Origin of the sequence: Pseudomonas morbosilactucae, assembly GCF_023241665.1 — a bacterium.
GTDB lineage: Bacteria > Pseudomonadota > Gammaproteobacteria > Pseudomonadales > Pseudomonadaceae > Aquipseudomonas > Aquipseudomonas morbosilactucae.
In genome coordinates, this window is record NZ_JALQCX010000004.1 from 207,829 (window position 1) to 224,323 (window position 16,495).

The following is a 16,495-nucleotide window of genomic DNA, read 5'->3' on the forward strand; positions in this document are numbered from 1 at the left end:
GAAACTCGGGGGTTCAGAGATCCAGCAGCCAGCTGTGCTGCGGGTCGTTATGGAACTGCCAGACCCGCTTCGGCCCGGCCATGACGTTCAGGTAATAAGACTCGTAGCCGTAAGGCACGCTGACCGGGTGATACCCCTTGGGCACCACCACCAGATCGCTGTTTTCCACGGCCATGGCCTGGTCGATGCTGCGGTCGTCGGTGTAGACCCGCTGGAAGACAAAGCCCTGGGGCGGGTTGACCTGATGGTAATAGGTCTCCTCCAGAAAGCTCTGGTGCGGCAAGTCATCGGTGTCGTGCTTGTGCGGCGGGTAGCTGGAGGAATGCCCGGACGGCGTGCGCACCTCCACCACCAGCAGGGAATGGGCCGGCTCGCTGTCGGGCAGGATGTCGCAGACATAGCGGGTATTGGCGCCCTTGCCGCGCACGCTGCGCTTGCACTGCTCCGGGCGGATCAGCCGTGGGCCGAGGCCAGCGGCGGCATCACCCGGGGCGGCACACACGGCGATCTGCACGTCGCTCAAGGCGGTGACCTGAGCCTGGCTGCCCGGCGGCAGGTAGGCGGCAAAGGGTGATTTGTCTTCGAACACCGATTGCCGGTCGCCCAGGTTGTCCCACTTGAAGGCGCCCTGGGGGGCTTCGCCCTGTACGTCGATGCGGCCGCTGAGCAGCACCAGGCACAACTCCTTGTCGCCGGCGCTGACCGGCAGGCTTTCCCCCAGGCTCAGGCGGTAGGCACTGAACCCCACATACTCCAGGGCGCCCTCTTGCAGCTGGACCATGGTCCGGCCCTTGGCGGCGCTTTTAACCAGCAGGCTCATTGGGCAGTCCTCGTACGTTGCAGGCCGGCGTCCAGCAGGGCCCGCAGGGTGTCGTAACCTTTTTTCGCGTAGACGTAGCTCGGCGCCACGGCCGGGTCCTGCTCGGCTTCCACCACCAGCCAGCCGTGGTAGTCGGCGGCCAGCAGCACATCGAGCAAGGCGGAAAAGTCGATGTCGCCATCGCCGGGCACGGTGAAGGTGCCGTTGACGATGCAATCCGGGAAGCTCCACAGGTTGTTGCGCGCCAGTTGCACCACCGGCTTGCGCACGTCCTTGAAGTGCACGTGGCAGACGCGCTGGATATGCTTGCGCAGCACCTCCAGGGGTTCGCCGCCGCCCATGTAGCAGTGGCCCGAATCGAAGAGCAGGCCGACTTCCTCGCCGGTCAGGCTCATCAGCTTGTCGATGTCCGCCGGGGACTCGACGTAGGCGCCCATGTGGTGGTGATACGCCAGCCGCACGCCCTGGGACAGGGTGAAGCGCGCCAGCTCTGTGAGTTTGTCGGCGTAATCCTGCCAGGCCTGTTCGCTGTGGAAGCGCGGGCGCTCGATCAGGCGCACCGGTGAACCCTGGATCGAGTCGGCCACTTCGCCGTAGACCAGCACCGAGGCGCCGTTGCGTTTCAGCAGTTCGACGTGGCTGGCAATGGCGTCGATTTCCTCCGCCACCGAGCGCCGGGCCAGGCGGCTGGAGTACCAGCCCGAGACCAGTGCCAGGTCATAAGGGCGCAACACATCGCCCACGCCCTTGGCGTCCTTGGGGAACTTGCCGTTGAGTTCAAAGCCTTCGTAACCGATGTCCTTACCTTCGCTCAGGGCGGTGCTCAGGGGCGTTTCACCGCCCAGGGCCGGCAGGTCGTCGTTGCTCCAGGAGATCGGGTTGATGCCAATTCGGATGGCGGGCATGGCTGCACCTTTTGTTGTTATTCATGAAAGCGTGGAGAACGGCCTTGTACTTGTAGGAGCGGGCTTGCCAGCGATGACGTCGTGTCAGGCACACAACCTCATCTGCCAGACCGTGATCGCCGGCCAGCCGGCGCCTACAGGGGGCGGGCGCTGCGCCAGGCGTTGATCAGTTGTTCGAAGGTGCCCTGGACTTGCTGGATCAGGGTTTCGTCGTTGATCTCACCCGCCAGCCACGCACGGCTCGGTTCCTGGAAAATCGTGCGGCCCACGGCAAAACCACGGCAGGTCTGGCTGTGGCTCGCTTGCCGGAAGCCCTCGGCCAGGCACTCGGCCGACGCATTCAGGCCCAGCAGCACCACGCCACGGCAATACGGGTCGCGCTCCTGGATCAGCTCGTCGAGCTTTTTCCACTCCTCGGCCGACTGCGCCTCGATCTTCCACCACGCCGGGTAGATGCCCAGGTTGTACAGGCGCTTGAGGCTGCGATAGAGCACCTCGGGATGAGCGCCGGGCAGGTCCTTGGGCGGGATGATTTCCAGCAGCAGCTCATGGCCGCTGACCTGTGACGCCTGGTACAGGCCCATGATCTGCGCCTCCTGCTCCAGGCGCAGCAAGGGTTCGTCGTCCGGGTGGAATTGCACCAGGCACTTGATGATCTGCTCCTTGGGCCAGGCAATCAGGTTGCTGCCCACCGAGCGCCCGTGCTCGAAGGCCAGGGGCCGCGAACCCTGGACTTCCACCGGGCGCGCCACCCACCAGCCGCGACCGGTGGCGGCGTTCAGCGCGTCCTGGCCAAAGCGCTGGTCGGCCAGCAGGCCCACATCGGCCTCCACGCCCTGCTCGCCCAGCTTGTGCTCGACCCGCTCCACCGCCTGGATAAACAGCTGCTTGAGGGCGCTGATGCGCGCCGGGTCCTGGCCGCCCTTCTGCGCCAGTTCCACCAATTGCCCACGGTGATCGAAGGCAAAAATGAACAGCTGCTTCCAGCTTTTACGCGGCACGGTGACCTGGTGCAGGCGCTGCAGGATCGGGTCCTGGTCGGGACGGGTAATGGGCACCGGGCTGCTGAACAGGTAGTCCAGCTCGGCACGGGTCGGCATCGCCGGAGCACAGGCATGGCGCGACACCACCAGGCCGCCGCAGGCGTTGGCCAACTGGCAGCAGCGCTCATCGCTGGCGTCTTCCAGCCAGCCACTGAGGAAGCCAGACATAAAGGCATCGCCGGCACCCAGCACGTTGAGCACCTCCACACGCACACCGGGGTAGATCGCCCCGTCTTCCAGGCGCGGCGGAATCTCGCCGTGGATCACCGTGCAGCCTTGCGGGCCGAGCTTGACCACCAGGGTTGCACGGCTCAGGGAACGCACGGTGCGCAAGGCCGTCAGCAGGTCTTCGCTGCCGCCGGCAATCAGGAATTCTTCTTCGGTGCCAACGATCAGGTCGAAGCGCGGCAGGATCTTCTGCACGTGCTGGCTGACCTGGTGGTCGGCGACAAACCGGGTCTCGCCGTCAGCCTTGCCCGCCAGGCCCCAGAGCACCGGCCGGTAGTCGATGTCCAGGACCCGCTTGACCCCGTGTTTTTCCGCATAGTCCAGGGCCTGGATGCTGGCCTGGTAGACGCCGTCGGTGGAGAAATGGGTGCCGGTGATCAGTAAAGATTTGCTGGAGGCAATAAAGGCTTCGTTGATGTCTTCGGCGCGCAGCGCCATGTCCGCGCAGTTCTCGCGGTAGAACACCAGGGGGAAGGTTTCGCGGTCCTTGAGGCCCAGCAGGACCATGGCGGTGAGGCGCTGCGGATCGACCTTGATGGCGCTGACGTCACAGCCTTCACGCACCAGGGACTCCACCAGGAAGCGCCCCATGTGATCGTCGCCGACCCGGCTCAACATCGCCGACTTGAGGCCCAGGCGCGCGGTGCCGAAGGCAATGTTCGCCGACGAGCCGCCGAGGTACTTGGCAAAGCTGCTGACGTCCTCCAGCCGCGCACCGACCTGCTGTGCATAGAGATCGACGCCCAGGCGTCCGAGGCAAATCAGATCCAATTGACGCCCACTGGCAAAACGAGTCTGGCCCATGCTGGCTCCTGTTATTTTTATCAGCCTGTGCTCGCCGCCGTTGGGGGCGCTGAGCACTCTTGGTGGATGCAGACTAAAACGTCTCTCGGCGCCAATCAATATTTTTTCTATAAATTTTTTACGTGGAATATTTTTTCCATTAAACTTTTTCAAGCCGGAACCAGACACCGTGCATCGTTTCAGCAAAGCCCCGGCCAGCATCAGCCCCAAGATTTTATGGGCCCCTACCCTGTAGACTGCCGGCTGCCCACCTATTGTCAGGGGACGGGTCCACAGGCCGTTCCCATAAGCACAAGCCAGAAGGATTTTCTATGTCCCGCACCGATCAGCCGGCCATGACCGAGAGCACGCCAGAGAGCGACCTCGACAGCCCCCCGATCACTGCCGAGCGTCTGCTGCAACTGATCACCCATGAATATGAAAGCCTGCCCCGCCAGCTCAAGCGCATCGCCAGCTACATGAGCCAGCAGAGCGACCGGATCATGGTTGACCGGATCAGCGACATCGCCCGGGAATGTGAAGTGCACCCCTCGGCCATCGTGCGTTTTTCCCAGCGCTTCGGTTTCAGTGGTTTCAGTGAAATGCAGGCGCTGTTTCGCGAGGCCTACACCCACAAGACCACGCCGGTACAGAACTACCAGCAGCGCATCCGCAGCATGATCGCCAACAAGTCGCAGAAAGCCAGCGGCGGCGACCTGGCCCGCGAGTGCGTGAACGCCACCCTGTCGGGCATCGAGCGCCTGGGCCTGGAACTGGATGACGTGGCCTTCGACAAGGCCGTGGACCTGGTGGTCAATGCCGACAACATCTACGTGGTCGGGGTGCGCCGTTCCTTCGCCGTGGCCGACTACCTGGTGTACAACCTGCAGCACACCAACAAGCGCATCCACCTGGTGTCGGGCCTGGGCGGCAGCTACCGCGAGCAGATGCGCAGCATCCGCCCCAACGACTTGGTGATCGCCATCAGCTTCACGCCCTATGGCAAAGAGACCCAGCACTGCCTGCGCATTGCCCAGCACAACCAGGCCAAGACCCTGATCATCACCGACAGCAACCTGTCGCCCCTGGCCAAGCGCGCCAACAGTGTGCTGCTGGTCAATGAAGGCAGCTCCTTCGCCTTCCGTTCCCTGAGCGCCACCCTGTGCCTGTGCCAAGCGCTGTTTATCGCCGTGGCGTACCGCCTGGAATTGAAGGTGGACGAGATTCACGAACAGGTGGGATTCGACGACTGAGGCGCCTGCTTCAGCGCGCGCTGGCGAACTGCAACGCCCAGTGCCTGTCACTCAGTGCCGCCGCTGGATAAAGACTGCGGGCCCGGGCCAGGGCCTGCTCGAAAAACACCCCGCGAATCGCTCCGTCCGAAGCGATGAACAGGCAGGCCTCTTCCCGGGCCTGGCTCCACTTGAGCATTTTTTCCTCGCTGCTCAAGTCGGTGGTAAAAATCGTGGTGATGCTGGGCGCGACCCCGGTCATGGAAAACGCCTTCTCCAGGCTGTTCGGCGGGTCGTGGGGCACCTCGGCCAGCGCGTTGCCGGCCAGGCCCCCAATGAGGATTACCGCGAGTTTCAGCGCCATGTGGCACCTCCTTGTGCCAAGTGGCGATGCTCAGCAGCATAGCCCGCCCCCACGGCGTGCAAGACGCTGAAACTCGCGGCGCGCAAACGCCGCGCCAGCCTTAGGCCGGGACAGCCTCGGGCCGCTCGGACAGATGAGACACCAGGCCGAAGCGCTCGGCCAGGAACGGCGTGATGTCCAGCGGCAGTGGCTCGTCGTTCACCAGTTTGTCCAGCAGCACCCCGGTGATGGCCGACGTCAGGATGCCGGTGCGAAAGTGCCCGCAGGCATTGAGGTAACCCTGGACCCCGGCCATCGGCCCGAGGATCGGCAGCTCATCCGGCGAGCCCGGACGCAAGCCGGCCCAGCAGCGTTTCAGGTTGACCTGTGCCAACTGCGGAATGCAGCGCACCGCCCCCTGCACCAGGCCGTTGATTTCCGGGTAGGTGGTGCTGACGTCGAAACCTTTGTCTTCGGTGGTGCTGCCGATCAGGATCTCGCCGTTGTCCTTTTGCGCCATGTAGCAATCGCTGGTGGTCAGGCAGCCGTTGAGCAGCTTGGGCATGCGCTCGGTGAGGAGGATCTGGCCCTTGACCGGGTTCACCGGAATGCTCACGCCCGTGGCCATCCGGCTCAGCTCCGCAGCCCAGGCCCCGGTGGCGTTGATCAGGGTGTCGCAACTGAACAGCCCGGCCGCGTCGGTGCGCACGCCCCTGACCCGGGTGCCTTGATGCAGCACCTCGTTGACGTTGGTGTTGAAGTACAGGTCGACACCGTTCTGCCGCGCGCCCTCGGTGTAGGCATCGGCCAGGCGGAACGGGTTGACCTGGTGATCGCAGAGAAACTCCAGGGCGCCCTGGGCCTCCTGGCTGACATTGGGCTCGGCGGCCCGCAGCGCCGCCTGGTCCAGCCAGCGCACCTGGTCAGCCAGGTGCGGGATGCAGCCGACGATGTGCTCGGCATAAAGCCGGTCCTCATCGTCGTAGATCACAAACTTGAGACCGGTTTCCTCGAACTTGAAATCCATCCCGTGCAAGCCCTTGAGCTCGCGGTGCAACTGCGGGTACAGGGCATTGGATTGCAGGGCGAGGTCGAAGAACGACTGCGGCAGGATATGCGGCGTGGTGGCATCGACCACCACCGCCGAGCCTGCGGCCTCACGCTTGCGGTTGGCCGACATCATGCGAAAGAAAATCACCCCGCAGCCCAGGCCCACCGACTCGCCGATGGCCCACAGGCCGCCGGCCGAGGCGCGGGTCGCATTGCCCGGGCGCTTGGCGTCGATCAGCGCGACCTTGAGGTGTTTGCGCTTGGACAACTGGTACGCACAAGAGGCGCCGATCACACCGCCGCCAGCAATAATCACGTCGTAGAACTTACTCATGGGTCGAAGCATCCTTGCCAAGTGGGGAAAACGCCGAGAACGGAATCGGGTCCAGGGGGAAGCGCGGCCGCAGCCAGCCGACATCCTGGCGCCCGGTGGCCTGGCGCAGGCGGTCGCTGCAATAGCCGACGCACATGCGCCCCTGGCAATCGCCCATGCTGACTCGGGTGCGCATTTTCAGGCTGGCCATGTCCTGCACGCCTTGGGACAACGCCAGGTCGATATCGCCCCGGGTGGCGTGCTCGCAGCGGCAGATCACGGTATCGGCCGCCGGCAGGCTGGTCTGGCCACTGCCCCGCTCGGTGTAGCGGTCCACGGCGGCGCGAAAGCGCACAATCGCTCCCAGCTTGTTGAGCAACACCTGACGCCGCTGCAAGGCGCTTTCGCTGCTCAGCACATTGCGCTGGACCAGGATCGACAACGCCGCAATCCGCCCGGCGAGCATGGCGGCCTCGCCCCCGCGGATCCCGCCCATGTCACCGGCCAGGTGGATGTGCGACTCGCTGCTCTGCTGCCAGATATCGGCCGTGGCCCGCAGGTAGCCGTCATCGCTGAAGCCGTGTTCCAGGCCCATCTGCTGGCTGAGCTGGGTCCTTGGGATAAAGCCGTAGCCCACCGCCAGGGTCTGGGCGGCCACGTCCTCGGCCCGGGCCAGGTCCGGCTGCCAATCGGCCGAATACGGCGCCACCCGCACACAGGCCACTCCGCCTTCGCCCTGTGCCTCGACCACGCCCCAGCCGTAGCGCAGGCTGATGCGGTGCAGTTTGAGGTAGGCGAGCATGCTCAGGCCGTCGAGGAATAGCTGCGGTTTGTTCAGCAGGGCCAGGCTCTGCTTGGCGATCTTGCCGAAGGCGCTGGCCTCGTAGACCCCCGCCACCGCCACACCGGCGGCGTGCAGTTGGCAAGCCACCAGCGGCAGCAACGGCCCGGTGCCGGCAATCACCACCGGCCCCTGGGGCTTGACCACGCCGCTTTTGATCTGCAACTGCAAACCGCCCAGCAACATCACCCCGGGCAGGGTCCAGCCGGGGAACGGCACGCTGCGCTCATGGCAACCGGCAGCCAGCAACAGTTGCGGATAGGCCACTTCATGCAGTTGTTCGTCGGCGTCGAGCACCATCAACGAATGGGTGGCTTCGGCGCCGATCACCCGACTGTTGAGGCGGACTTCGATCATCGATGCGTGCCGGGCAAAATCGCCGTGCAGCCGGGCCAGTACTTCGCAGTAACGCGGGCCCAGGTAGTCCAGTTGCACCCCATCCCGTAGCGGGCCGCGATAGACCACCCCGCCCAGGCGCGAGGCCTCGTCGATAAGCAGGCTGCGCACGCCATGCTCCGCCAACTCGATGGCGGCGGCCATCCCCGCCGGGCCACCGCCGACAATCACCGGGTAGAGGTTCATAGGGCGTGCTCCGGCTGGTCGATGCGGTTGACGGCGGTCTGCACCTGCATCCCCGGCCTGACCAGGGTCTGGCAGGCGCGGCGCTTGTGCCGGCCATCGATCTGCACCAGGCAGCAATGGCACACGCCCATGCCGCAATAGGCACCGGCCAGTTGCCCGTGGTCATTGCGCGCCACCTGGCGCAAGCCCAGCGACTGGATCACGCTGAGTACGGTTTCGCCAATGGCCGCGCTGACCGGCTGGCCATTGAGGCTGATCGTCATGTCTGCCTGGGGCAGCGGCTGAATGTCGAAGGTGCGGTCTGTTGGACCCATGAGTGTGTTCATCCGTGAAAATTAAAGGGGGGTTTGCCAGCTTCATGCCGTGCCATGTCTTGCCGATGCTCGTCCCAGGCCGGCTTACGGCCAGGACGACAACGCGTCGCCGCTGAACAGTCAGGGCTGAAGCGTGGCCAATCTAGAAGGTTTCACGGGCAAAAGTATTGATCTGCGCCACGACGCGGTGTTGCGAATCTGATGCATCACCACCCCCGGAAACGCCAAGGCGCGACTACTTGCGTAGCCGCGGCCCTGGTGTCAGGCGGGTCAGTTCATCGGTGCATCAGTGCATGAAGATGGCGATCAGGATAATCACCGGGATCGGTACACCGAGGAACCACAAGAGTAGTGAGCGCATGGCCGTTCTCCTTTTTTAATCAACGAATGGGGGTGGTCACGTAGGCGTCGCTTTCGAGATACACCACGGCATCCCGGCGGCGACCGCCAAAGGTGGCTGCCAGGCTGGCGAAGAACGCGCCGCACAGCAGAGAGATAAAGGTCCACAGCGAGGTCCAGGCGGCGACTTTAGTAGCCGTGTCAGCCGCTTGCTTGGCGGCCAGTTTGGCTTCCTCGACGGCGGCGCGGGTCTTGGCAAACACCTCGTCGACCCGGCGTTCGGCATCGGCCTGGGTCAGGTTGGTACGTTGTGCTACCAGTTGCGCCAGGTAGCTGCGGTCTTCAGGCGCCAGTTGCCCGTCGTTGCCCAGGGTGCGGACGAAAATCCGCGTCACGGTGCCGCGGGCGGCGTCATCACTGACGGCCACTGGGCGGTCATCGCGAAACAGGCTGTCGACGAAGTAGCCGTACTGATCGCCATTGGTGTTGGCAGCCGCGCTGCCAGCCACTTGGGTCACAGCACTGGCGGCACCGGACGCCACGCTGGCACCGGCCTGCACACCGCCACTGATCAGGCTGCCAACCGAGCCGACCACCAGGGTAGCGGTGACCAGGGTCGCGACGGCCCAGGCCAGGAAGCCGTGGGCGGTGTCGCGGAAATAGACCTCGTCACCGTGCATGTTGGCCCACTTCACCCGCAGGCGACCGGCGATGTAGCCGCCCAGGCCCGATGCAAGAATCTGCGTCAGCGCGAGCCAGACGATCGTCGAGATTCCCAGGCCCTTGGCACTGATGCCCTCGTTGGCCCAGGGCGACACGGCCGAAAAGCCCAGGCCGAAGCCCAGCAGGATCAAAATCAGCGACACGGCCGCAGCGGCCGCCGCACCGGCGAATATCGCGCCCCAGGACACTCCCGAGCGGCTGCTCGACTCATCCACGGCAGGCAGATAGGCATCAGAGGATCTATTCATTGTTGTTCGGCTCCAGGCAGAAAAATGGTGTTACAAGTCTCGAAGGGAGAATTGCAGCCACCGTGCCAGCCGCCCCCATAAAACAAACTTTTTAAATTCAATAACTTACAAAAAACAAACCGATCAATCACCGTGCATTTTGCCGTCCATCGCCCGCAACGGCGGGCGTTCTGCACGGTGACGCTGGTTGTTTCAATCGGTGGTTCAGAGACAGGTCATGCCGCTTGCTAATGCCCGCTCAGCCTGCGGCGCTGTCAACCGGCTGCCCCCTCTTCGGCAACATGAAAGTTTTTTTAGGAACCGCCACAGCGTTTCTTGGCAAAATGCCCGCCTGAGTCATGAATTCCCAACCAGGTACATCCTATGACCCGCATTCTGACCATCGAAGACGACGCCGTGACCGCCCGGGAAATCGTCGCCGAACTGAGCAGCCACGGCCTCGACGTGGACTGGGTGGACAACGGTCGCGAAGGCCTGGTGCGCGCCGTCAGCGGCGACTACGACCTGATCACCCTGGACCGCATGCTCCCCGAGCTGGACGGCCTGGCCATCGTCACCACCCTGCGCACCATTGGGGTGGCCACGCCGATCCTGATGATCAGCGCCCTCTCCGATGTCGATGAGCGGGTGCGCGGGCTGCGCGCCGGCGGTGACGACTACCTGACCAAGCCCTTTGCGTCCGACGAGATGGCGGCCCGGGTCGAGGTGCTGCTGCGGCGCAAGAGCACGGTCAAGGAATTTGAAACCTGCCTGCGGGTGGCCGACCTGGAACTGAACCTCATCAGCCGCGAAGCGACCCGTGCCGAACAACTGCTGAGCCTGTTGCCCACCGAGTACAAGCTGCTGGAATTCCTGATGCGCAACACTGGGCAGATCCTCTCGCGGATGATGATTTTCGAGGAAGTCTGGGGCTACCACTTCGACCCAGGCACCAACCTGATCGACGTGCACATCGGCCGCTTGCGCAAGAAGATCGACCCGCCCGGCATGACCCCGCTGATCCGTACCGTGCGAGGCTCGGGCTATGTCATTGCTGAACCCCTCTAAGGGCTGGCGCTCGTCCAGCAGCCGCCTGCTGGCGCTCTACAGTTCGCTGTTCGTGGCCTGGAGCGGCCTGCTCATGGGGGTCATGTATTACGAAGTTTCCGGCTACCTGGACACCCTGGCCAAGCACTCGCTGATGCAACGCCAGCACCTGTTCTCGCGCTTCCAGGGCGAGCAACTGGTGGAGGCCCTGGCCACCAGCATGACCTTCGACATGCGCGGCATCGACGCCTACGGGCTGTTCGACGAACAACGCCGGCACCTCAGCGGGCCGATCCGCGAAATCCCCGAGGGCCTGATCCTCGATGGGCAAATCCACGAGCTGAAGAACTGCATCGACTCCGACGACCCGGACCTGCCCCAAGACAGTTGCGACGCCATCGCCACCCACACCCAGGACGGTCGCTGGCTGTTGCTGGTGCGCGACAACGGCTCGTTGTTCGCCGTGACCCGGATCATTCTGCATGCGCTGCTGTGGGGCGTGTCCCTGACCATCATTCCGGGGATCGCCGGCTGGCACCTGCTCCGGCGCCGGCCATTGCGACGCATTCGCCAGTTGCAGGCCAGCGCCGAGGCCATCGTCACTGGCGACCTGACCCACCGCCTGCCGCTGTCCAACCGCCGTGATGAGCTGGACATGCTGGCGGCCATCGTCAACGCCATGCTCGAACGCATCGAGCGCCTGATGCATGAAGTCAAAGGCGTGTGCGACAACATTGCCCACGACCTGCGCACCCCGCTGACCCGCCTGCGGGCGCAGTTGTACCGGATCCAGCAACAGGCCGCCGAGGGTTCCCCGGAGGCGCTGCAGATGGACCAGGTGCTGGCCGAGGCGGACATGTTGATGGCGCGTTTTCGCGGGTTGTTGCGGATTTCCGAACTGGAGGACCAACAGCGGCGCTCGGGCTTTGTGCTGCTCGACCCGGTGCCCTTGCTGCATGAACTGCACGACTTCTACCTGCCCCTGGCCGAAGAGGGGCAATTGACCCTGCGCCTCGACGTGCCCGAGCACTTGCCACGCCTCACCGGCGACCGCGCCTTGCTGTTCGAGGCCCTGGCCAATCTGTTGAGCAACTCGATCAAGTTCACCCCGCCGGGCGGCGAAGTGATTGTGCGCGGCACCGACGATGGCGGCAGCACACGCCTGGAGGTGCTGGACAACGGCCCGGGGATTCCCGCGTCAGAGCGCGTGGCGGTGTTCCAGCGGTTCTATCGGGTGGATGACAGCAATGCCCACAGCGGCTTTGGCCTGGGCCTGTCGATCGTCGCGGCGATCGTCAACCTGCACGGCTTCAAACTCGACGTGGGCAGCAGCGAATCGGGCGGCGCACGTCTGTCCCTGGATTGCCGCCCCAACTTGATGACCGAGCACTGACAGCCGGGCACTGCAGCCGAGCATCGCGCCGCAGCCCGGCTCAGGAGTTCGCCCTATCGTCTTGAGTGGCCTTGTGGGTGCTGCGCCCCAGGGTGTTGCTTTGCAGCTCGTAGCGCAGCTCCTCGATCAGCGCGGCCCACTGGTCCTCGCTGCGCAGTTTCTGCGGGTTGAGGCCGCTGACCACCAGGTCCACCCGGCCGCTTTCCCGGTCGTACAACCGCACCGTCAGGGAGCCGTCGCCCACCAGGCTGCAATCACAGGCCAGCGGCGCGAAGCTCTGCTCCAGGCGGGTGCGTAACGGCGCAAGAATGCCCATGGCGCCCCCCATCAGCGACGACGCAACAGCAGGCCGAGCAACAGCCCTGCCTCGGCCAGTACGGCCACCGTGGTCAGCGGCTGGCGGCGGACGCTGGCCGCCGCGTTGTCCAGCAGGTGCCCGTAACGTTGCTGCAACTGGCCGGCGGCTTGGCGTGCGGCCCCCTGCAGGCGCAGTTGCTCGTCATCCAGCCACTCACCGGCAGCGCCTTGCGCCTGGCCGGCCAGTTTATCCAGCGTGCCTTTGATCTGTTCGCGACCCATCGTGGCGTTCCTTTGGCTATTGAGGGGTGGAAGCGTCCGGGGACGCCGATCCAGAGTCACAGCCTAAGAAAAGCCCGGGGCACGCAGAAGCCCCATTTGCACCGTCAGGACCAGTGCATTTGCACGGGATTAAAGTTCCCTTGAACGTCGCTCCCCGGCGAACAAACCGCGCTCACGGGCCCAGACAATGGCGGCACTGCGGCTGTGCACATTGAGCTTGGAATACACCGTGGCCACGTAGTTGCGCACGGTATTGGGCGCCAGTTGCAGGCGGGCGGCAATTTCCTTGTCGGCCAGGCCTTCGCAGATCAGCCCCAGCACATCGCGCTCACGGGCCGTCAGGTCGGTAAAGGAGGCGCTGGGGCCTTCCTGAGCTTTCACGCTTTTCACGTTGGCGAGCTTTTCGATCAGGGTCTGGCTGAACCAGGACGCATCCTTCATCACCTCTTCGATGGCCGCCACCAGCTCCAGCTCGGTGCGCTTGCGCTCGCTGATGTCCATCAGCACCAGCAAGTAGCTGGGGCTGTCCTGAATGCTCACGGTGTCGGCCGAAGCCACACAATCGAGCACCTGGGTGTCTTTCTTGCGCACCTTGAGGTCCACGCCTTGAATTGTGCCGGCCCGTTCCAGCGTGCCGAACAGGCGCGCCGCCTGGGCACGGTCGGCGATAAAGCCGATGTCATCCACCGGTTTGCCCAACAACTCTTCAGTGGCGTAGCCGGTGGTGTTGAGGAAGGCTTCGTTGACGTCGACGATCTGCTGGCTGTCGGCACTGCACACCAGGGTCGGCACCGGGCTCAGGCGAAACGATTTGGCGAAACGCTCCTCGCTTTGCCGCAGCGCGATCTCGGCTTTGCGCCGGGGCTCCAGGTCCATGAACGAGAACAACATGCAGTCCTCCTCGTTGATGTCCAGGGGCTGGCCGGCGACGATCACCAGCTTGCTGCCGCCCTCGGGCAGGCGCAGTTCGGCCTGCATCTGCGGAATGGTCGAGCCTTGATTCAGGCGCTCGATGGCCAGGTCCTTGCGCTCGGCCTGCTCCAGCACGTCCAGTTCATACACGGAGCGGCCGATGACTTGATCGCGGGTGTAGCCGGTCATCTCCAGAAAGCCCTGGTTGACCTTGATGTAGCGCAGGTCGCTGAGGCGGCAGATCACCGCCGGCGCCGGGTTGGCATTGAAGGTTTTCTCGAAGCGCTGCTCGGCGCTGGCCCAGTCGGTGGCGTCGCTGAGGATCAGCACCAGGGACTCCGGCTCGCCACTGCGGTCGGTGAGGATCATGCTGCGCACCCGGTGCACCCACAGCCGCTCCTCACCCTCGATCTCGGCCTGCACCTCCACCACCACATCGCTGAACGTCTCCCCCGCTGCCACCCGGCTGATGGGGTAATTCTGCTCGGGCAGGGAGTGGTTGTTGCGATAACGCAAGGCATAGCGCTGGGCGTACTCGTGGGCATTGGCCCCCAGTTCGCCGACCGTCTTCACCCCATGCATGGCCAGGGCCGCGTCGTTGGCCCAGAGGATGGTCTGGTCGACCTCGATCAGCATCACCCCATCGGACAGGCCGCTGATGATCTGCTGCAATTGGCGACGGTTGGTTTCTTTGGCGAGTACGGCCTGGCTCATAGGCTCTCCTGCTGCAGGCGGATGGGCACCTCGGCGCGGGGCGCTGAGGACGGGCGATGCAGGTACGACCGCAACGCAACGCCAGAGTGCAACCGGTTGACGGCCAGAGGCACCCACAGCCCCAAGCCAGGACCGCGCGTGGAGGCGGTCGCGCCCTGTTGGCGAATCGGGTAGCCTGCGAACCTGGCGCGGTGAATGACACGTCAATCCCCGATCGCCGCCTCAGGCCGGCACCCCGCAATGCCTGGAGAAGCCCATGATCGTCAGCGACACCTTGCGTGTAGAAGCCTTTTTCGACCCCCACACCTGGACCATCAGTTACCTGGTCATGGACCCGGTGACGTGCCACTGCGCCTTGATCGACAGCGTGCTGGACTACGACCCGAAATCCGGGCGTACGCGCACCGAGTCCGCCGACCGTCTGCTGGCCAGGGTGCGTGAGCTGGGCGCTGAGGTGGAATGGATTCTCGAGACCCACGTGCACGCCGATCACCTGTCGGCCGCTGCGTACCTCAAGCAGCAACTGGGTGCCCGGGTGGCCATCGGCAAGCACATCACCCGGGTGCAGCAGGTGTTTGGCGAGCTGTTCAACGAAGGCCAGGACTTTGCCCGGGACGGCAGCCAGTTCGACGTGCTGCTGGAGGACGGTGCGAGCTTCACCATCGGCCAGCTCCAGGCCCGTGCCCTGCACACCCCGGGCCACACCCCGGCGTGCATGACTTACCTGGTGCAAGCAGGCGAAGAACAGGTGGCCTTTGTCGGCGATACCCTGTTCATGCCGGACTATGGCACCGCCCGCTGCGACTTCCCCGGCGCCGACGCCCGGACCCTGTACCGCTCCATCGGCAAGATCCTCGCCCTGCCCGCCCAGACCCGGCTGTTCATGTGCCACGACTACCTGCCCAATGGCCGCGAACTGCAGTACATGAGCACCGTGGCGGAGCAGCGCACCCACAACATCCACCTCCAGGACGGCATCGACGAAAACGCGTTCGTCGCCATGCGCGAAGCCCGCGACGCGACCCTGGACATGCCAGTGCTGATCCTGCCGTCGGTGCAGGTCAATATGCGCAGCGGCCAGTTCCCCGAGCCGGAAGACAACGGCGTGCGCTACTTGAAGATCCCCCTGAATGCCCTTTGACCCCGCCACGCTGCCCGGAACTGAAGCGGCACACTCACCCATCGCCCGACCGCCGGCTGGCAACGGCCCACGGCTGGGCAACCTGTTGATCAAGGACTCTCCCCCGGCATGAACGAACACACCCTTATCGGCGGCGGCCTGGGCCTGCTTGTGGGCGCCATCCTGGCCCTGACCGGGGCCGGCGGCGGCATCCTTGCGGTGCCGCTGCTGGTCTTCGGCCTCGGCCTGAGCATGGTCGAGGCGGCGCCCGTCGGCCTGTTGGCCGTGGGCCTGGCTGCCGGCCTTGGCGCCGTGCTGGGCCTGCGCCAGGGCATCGTGCGTTATCGGGCGGCAGGCTTTGTCGCCGGAATCGGCATGCTCATGACCCCGGTCGGCCTGTGGCTGGCCCACCGCCTGCCCAACCCGCCCCTGGCGCTGCTGTTCGCCGTGGTGCTGCTGTATGCCTGCGGGCGGATCTTCCTCAAGCGCGCCATGAACTGAAACACGGCCGGCCCGCGCCACGCCCGGCGTTCCTGCCCTGTGTGCTCAACCCGAGCCAGGGCCGCCTGCGCTGGACCCTGCCCTGCGCCCGTGCGCTGACCTTCACCGGCATGCTCTCGGGGCTGCTCTCCGGGCTGCTGGGGGTGGGCGGCGGCTTCGTGATCATTCCGGCCCTGGGCCGCTACACCAACCTGGACAGCCGCAGCATCGTCGCCACCTCCCTGGCGGTCATCGCCCTGGTGTCCCTGGGCAGCGTGGTAACGGCCAGCATCAGCGGCGTGATGCATTGGGCCGTGGGCGCGCCCTTTGCCCTGGGCGCTGTGCTAGGGCTGTTGCTAGGCCGGCAAGTCGCCAGCCACCTCGCCGGCCCACGCCTGCAACAACTGTTCGCCATCACCGGCCTCCTCGCCGCCGTGCTCCTGGCCTGCAAGGCCCTGGGCCTGTAGGCCTGGCTTGCCAGCGATTCTGCCGACGCTATCGCCGGCA

Annotated in this window: 16 protein-coding genes and 1 pseudogene; 6 read left to right on the plus strand and 11 right to left on the minus strand. The window is 64.8% G+C overall.

The genetic code is table 11. The features are described from left to right. Nucleotides 1-13 precede the first annotated feature (13 nt). The 3 genes from iolB to M1B35_RS01885 form a co-directional block, all read right to left on the minus strand. Nucleotides 14-820, minus strand: a complete 807-nt coding sequence (gene iolB / locus M1B35_RS01875) for a 5-deoxy-glucuronate isomerase (RefSeq protein ID WP_123332070.1) — start codon at nt 818-820, stop codon at nt 14-16. Further along, on the minus strand, nt 817-1,725 hold the full coding sequence (iolE, locus tag M1B35_RS01880; RefSeq protein ID WP_268261076.1) for a myo-inosose-2 dehydratase: 909 nt from the start codon (nt 1,723-1,725) through the stop codon (nt 817-819). The genes iolB and iolE overlap by 4 nt, the downstream gene beginning before the upstream one ends. Nucleotides 1,726-1,859: 134 nt before the next feature. Continuing rightward, nucleotides 1,860-3,800 carry a bifunctional 5-dehydro-2-deoxygluconokinase/5-dehydro-2-deoxyphosphogluconate aldolase gene (locus M1B35_RS01885; RefSeq protein ID WP_123332066.1) on the minus strand — a complete coding sequence of 647 codons (1,941 nt, stop codon included), beginning with the start codon at nt 3,798-3,800 and terminating at the stop codon, nt 1,860-1,862. Between M1B35_RS01885 and M1B35_RS01890 the strand changes: the two genes are divergently transcribed. Both M1B35_RS01890 and M1B35_RS01895 read left to right on the plus strand, forming a co-directional pair. Further along, a complete protein-coding gene (locus M1B35_RS01890; RefSeq protein ID WP_268261077.1) occupies nt 3,799-4,035 on the plus strand; it encodes a hypothetical protein in 237 nt (78 codons plus the stop codon). The two genes, M1B35_RS01885 and M1B35_RS01890, sit on opposite strands and share 2 nt — an antisense overlap. 76 nt (nt 4,036-4,111) lie before the next feature. Next, a complete protein-coding gene (locus M1B35_RS01895) occupies nt 4,112-5,032 on the plus strand; it encodes a MurR/RpiR family transcriptional regulator (RefSeq protein ID WP_123332064.1) in 921 nt (306 codons plus the stop codon). A 10-nt stretch (nt 5,033-5,042) separates the two neighbouring features. Here M1B35_RS01895 and M1B35_RS01900 read toward each other — a convergent pair whose 3' ends face one another. The 5 genes from M1B35_RS01900 to M1B35_RS01920 form a co-directional block, all read right to left on the minus strand. After that, on the minus strand, nt 5,043-5,375 hold the full coding sequence (locus tag M1B35_RS01900; RefSeq protein ID WP_268261078.1) for a DUF2388 domain-containing protein: 333 nt from the start codon (nt 5,373-5,375) through the stop codon (nt 5,043-5,045). Nucleotides 5,376-5,475: 100 nt separating this feature from the next. Beyond that, nucleotides 5,476-6,738: a cyanide-forming glycine dehydrogenase subunit HcnC gene (gene hcnC, locus M1B35_RS01905; RefSeq protein WP_268261079.1), complete on the minus strand. Its 1,263-nt coding sequence runs from the start codon at nt 6,736-6,738 to the stop codon at nt 5,476-5,478. Next, on the minus strand, nt 6,731-8,140 hold the full coding sequence (gene hcnB / locus M1B35_RS01910; RefSeq protein ID WP_123332058.1) for a cyanide-forming glycine dehydrogenase subunit HcnB: 1,410 nt from the start codon (nt 8,138-8,140) through the stop codon (nt 6,731-6,733). The genes hcnC and hcnB overlap by 8 nt, the downstream gene beginning before the upstream one ends. Beyond that, nucleotides 8,137-8,454, minus strand: coding sequence for a cyanide-forming glycine dehydrogenase subunit HcnA (gene hcnA / locus M1B35_RS01915; RefSeq protein WP_078471483.1), 318 nt, complete (start codon nt 8,452-8,454; stop codon nt 8,137-8,139). The genes hcnB and hcnA overlap by 4 nt, the downstream gene beginning before the upstream one ends. 380 nt (nt 8,455-8,834) lie before the next feature. Then, the gene (locus tag M1B35_RS01920; protein WP_268261080.1) at nt 8,835-9,764 is read right to left on the minus strand and encodes a hypothetical protein; all 930 of its coding nucleotides are present in this window, start codon (nt 9,762-9,764) and stop codon (nt 8,835-8,837) included. Between the two features lie 363 nt (nt 9,765-10,127). On the opposite strand from M1B35_RS01920, the gene M1B35_RS01925 reads away from it, so the two are divergent. Beyond that, the gene (locus M1B35_RS01925; RefSeq protein ID WP_123332054.1) at nt 10,128-10,811 is read left to right on the plus strand and encodes a response regulator transcription factor; all 684 of its coding nucleotides are present in this window, start codon (nt 10,128-10,130) and stop codon (nt 10,809-10,811) included. Then, nucleotides 10,789-12,183, plus strand: coding sequence for a sensor histidine kinase (locus M1B35_RS01930; RefSeq protein ID WP_123332052.1), 1,395 nt, complete (start codon nt 10,789-10,791; stop codon nt 12,181-12,183). Before M1B35_RS01925 ends, M1B35_RS01930 begins: the two co-directional genes overlap by 23 nt. 40 nt (nt 12,184-12,223) lie before the next feature. On the opposite strand, the gene M1B35_RS01935 is transcribed toward M1B35_RS01930, so the two are convergent. The 3 genes from M1B35_RS01935 to M1B35_RS01945 all read right to left on the minus strand — a co-directional run bounded on the left by M1B35_RS01935 (nt 12,224) and on the right by M1B35_RS01945 (nt 14,388). After that, entirely contained in the window at nt 12,224-12,499 is a 276-nt protein-coding gene (locus M1B35_RS01935) for a DUF1652 domain-containing protein (RefSeq protein ID WP_123332050.1), read from the minus strand. A gap of 11 nt (nt 12,500-12,510) precedes the next feature. After that, complete coding sequence (locus M1B35_RS01940) at nt 12,511-12,762, minus strand: CsbD family protein (RefSeq protein WP_268261081.1); 252 nt, start codon at nt 12,760-12,762, stop codon at nt 12,511-12,513. 129 nt (nt 12,763-12,891) lie between these two features. Then, complete coding sequence (locus tag M1B35_RS01945) at nt 12,892-14,388, minus strand: helix-turn-helix transcriptional regulator (RefSeq protein WP_268261082.1); 1,497 nt, start codon at nt 14,386-14,388, stop codon at nt 12,892-12,894. A gap of 256 nt (nt 14,389-14,644) precedes the next feature. Here M1B35_RS01945 and M1B35_RS01950 point away from each other — a divergent pair, with 256 nt between their 5' ends. Both M1B35_RS01950 and M1B35_RS01955 read left to right on the plus strand, forming a co-directional pair. After that, nucleotides 14,645-15,529 (plus strand): MBL fold metallo-hydrolase, encoded by an 885-nt coding sequence (locus tag M1B35_RS01950; RefSeq protein ID WP_268261083.1) that lies wholly within the window; start codon nt 14,645-14,647, stop codon nt 15,527-15,529. Nucleotides 15,530-15,637: 108 nt separating this feature from the next. Next, nucleotides 15,638-16,455, plus strand: a pseudogene (locus tag M1B35_RS01955) (sulfite exporter TauE/SafE family protein). The last annotated feature ends 40 nt before the right edge of the window (nt 16,456-16,495 follow it).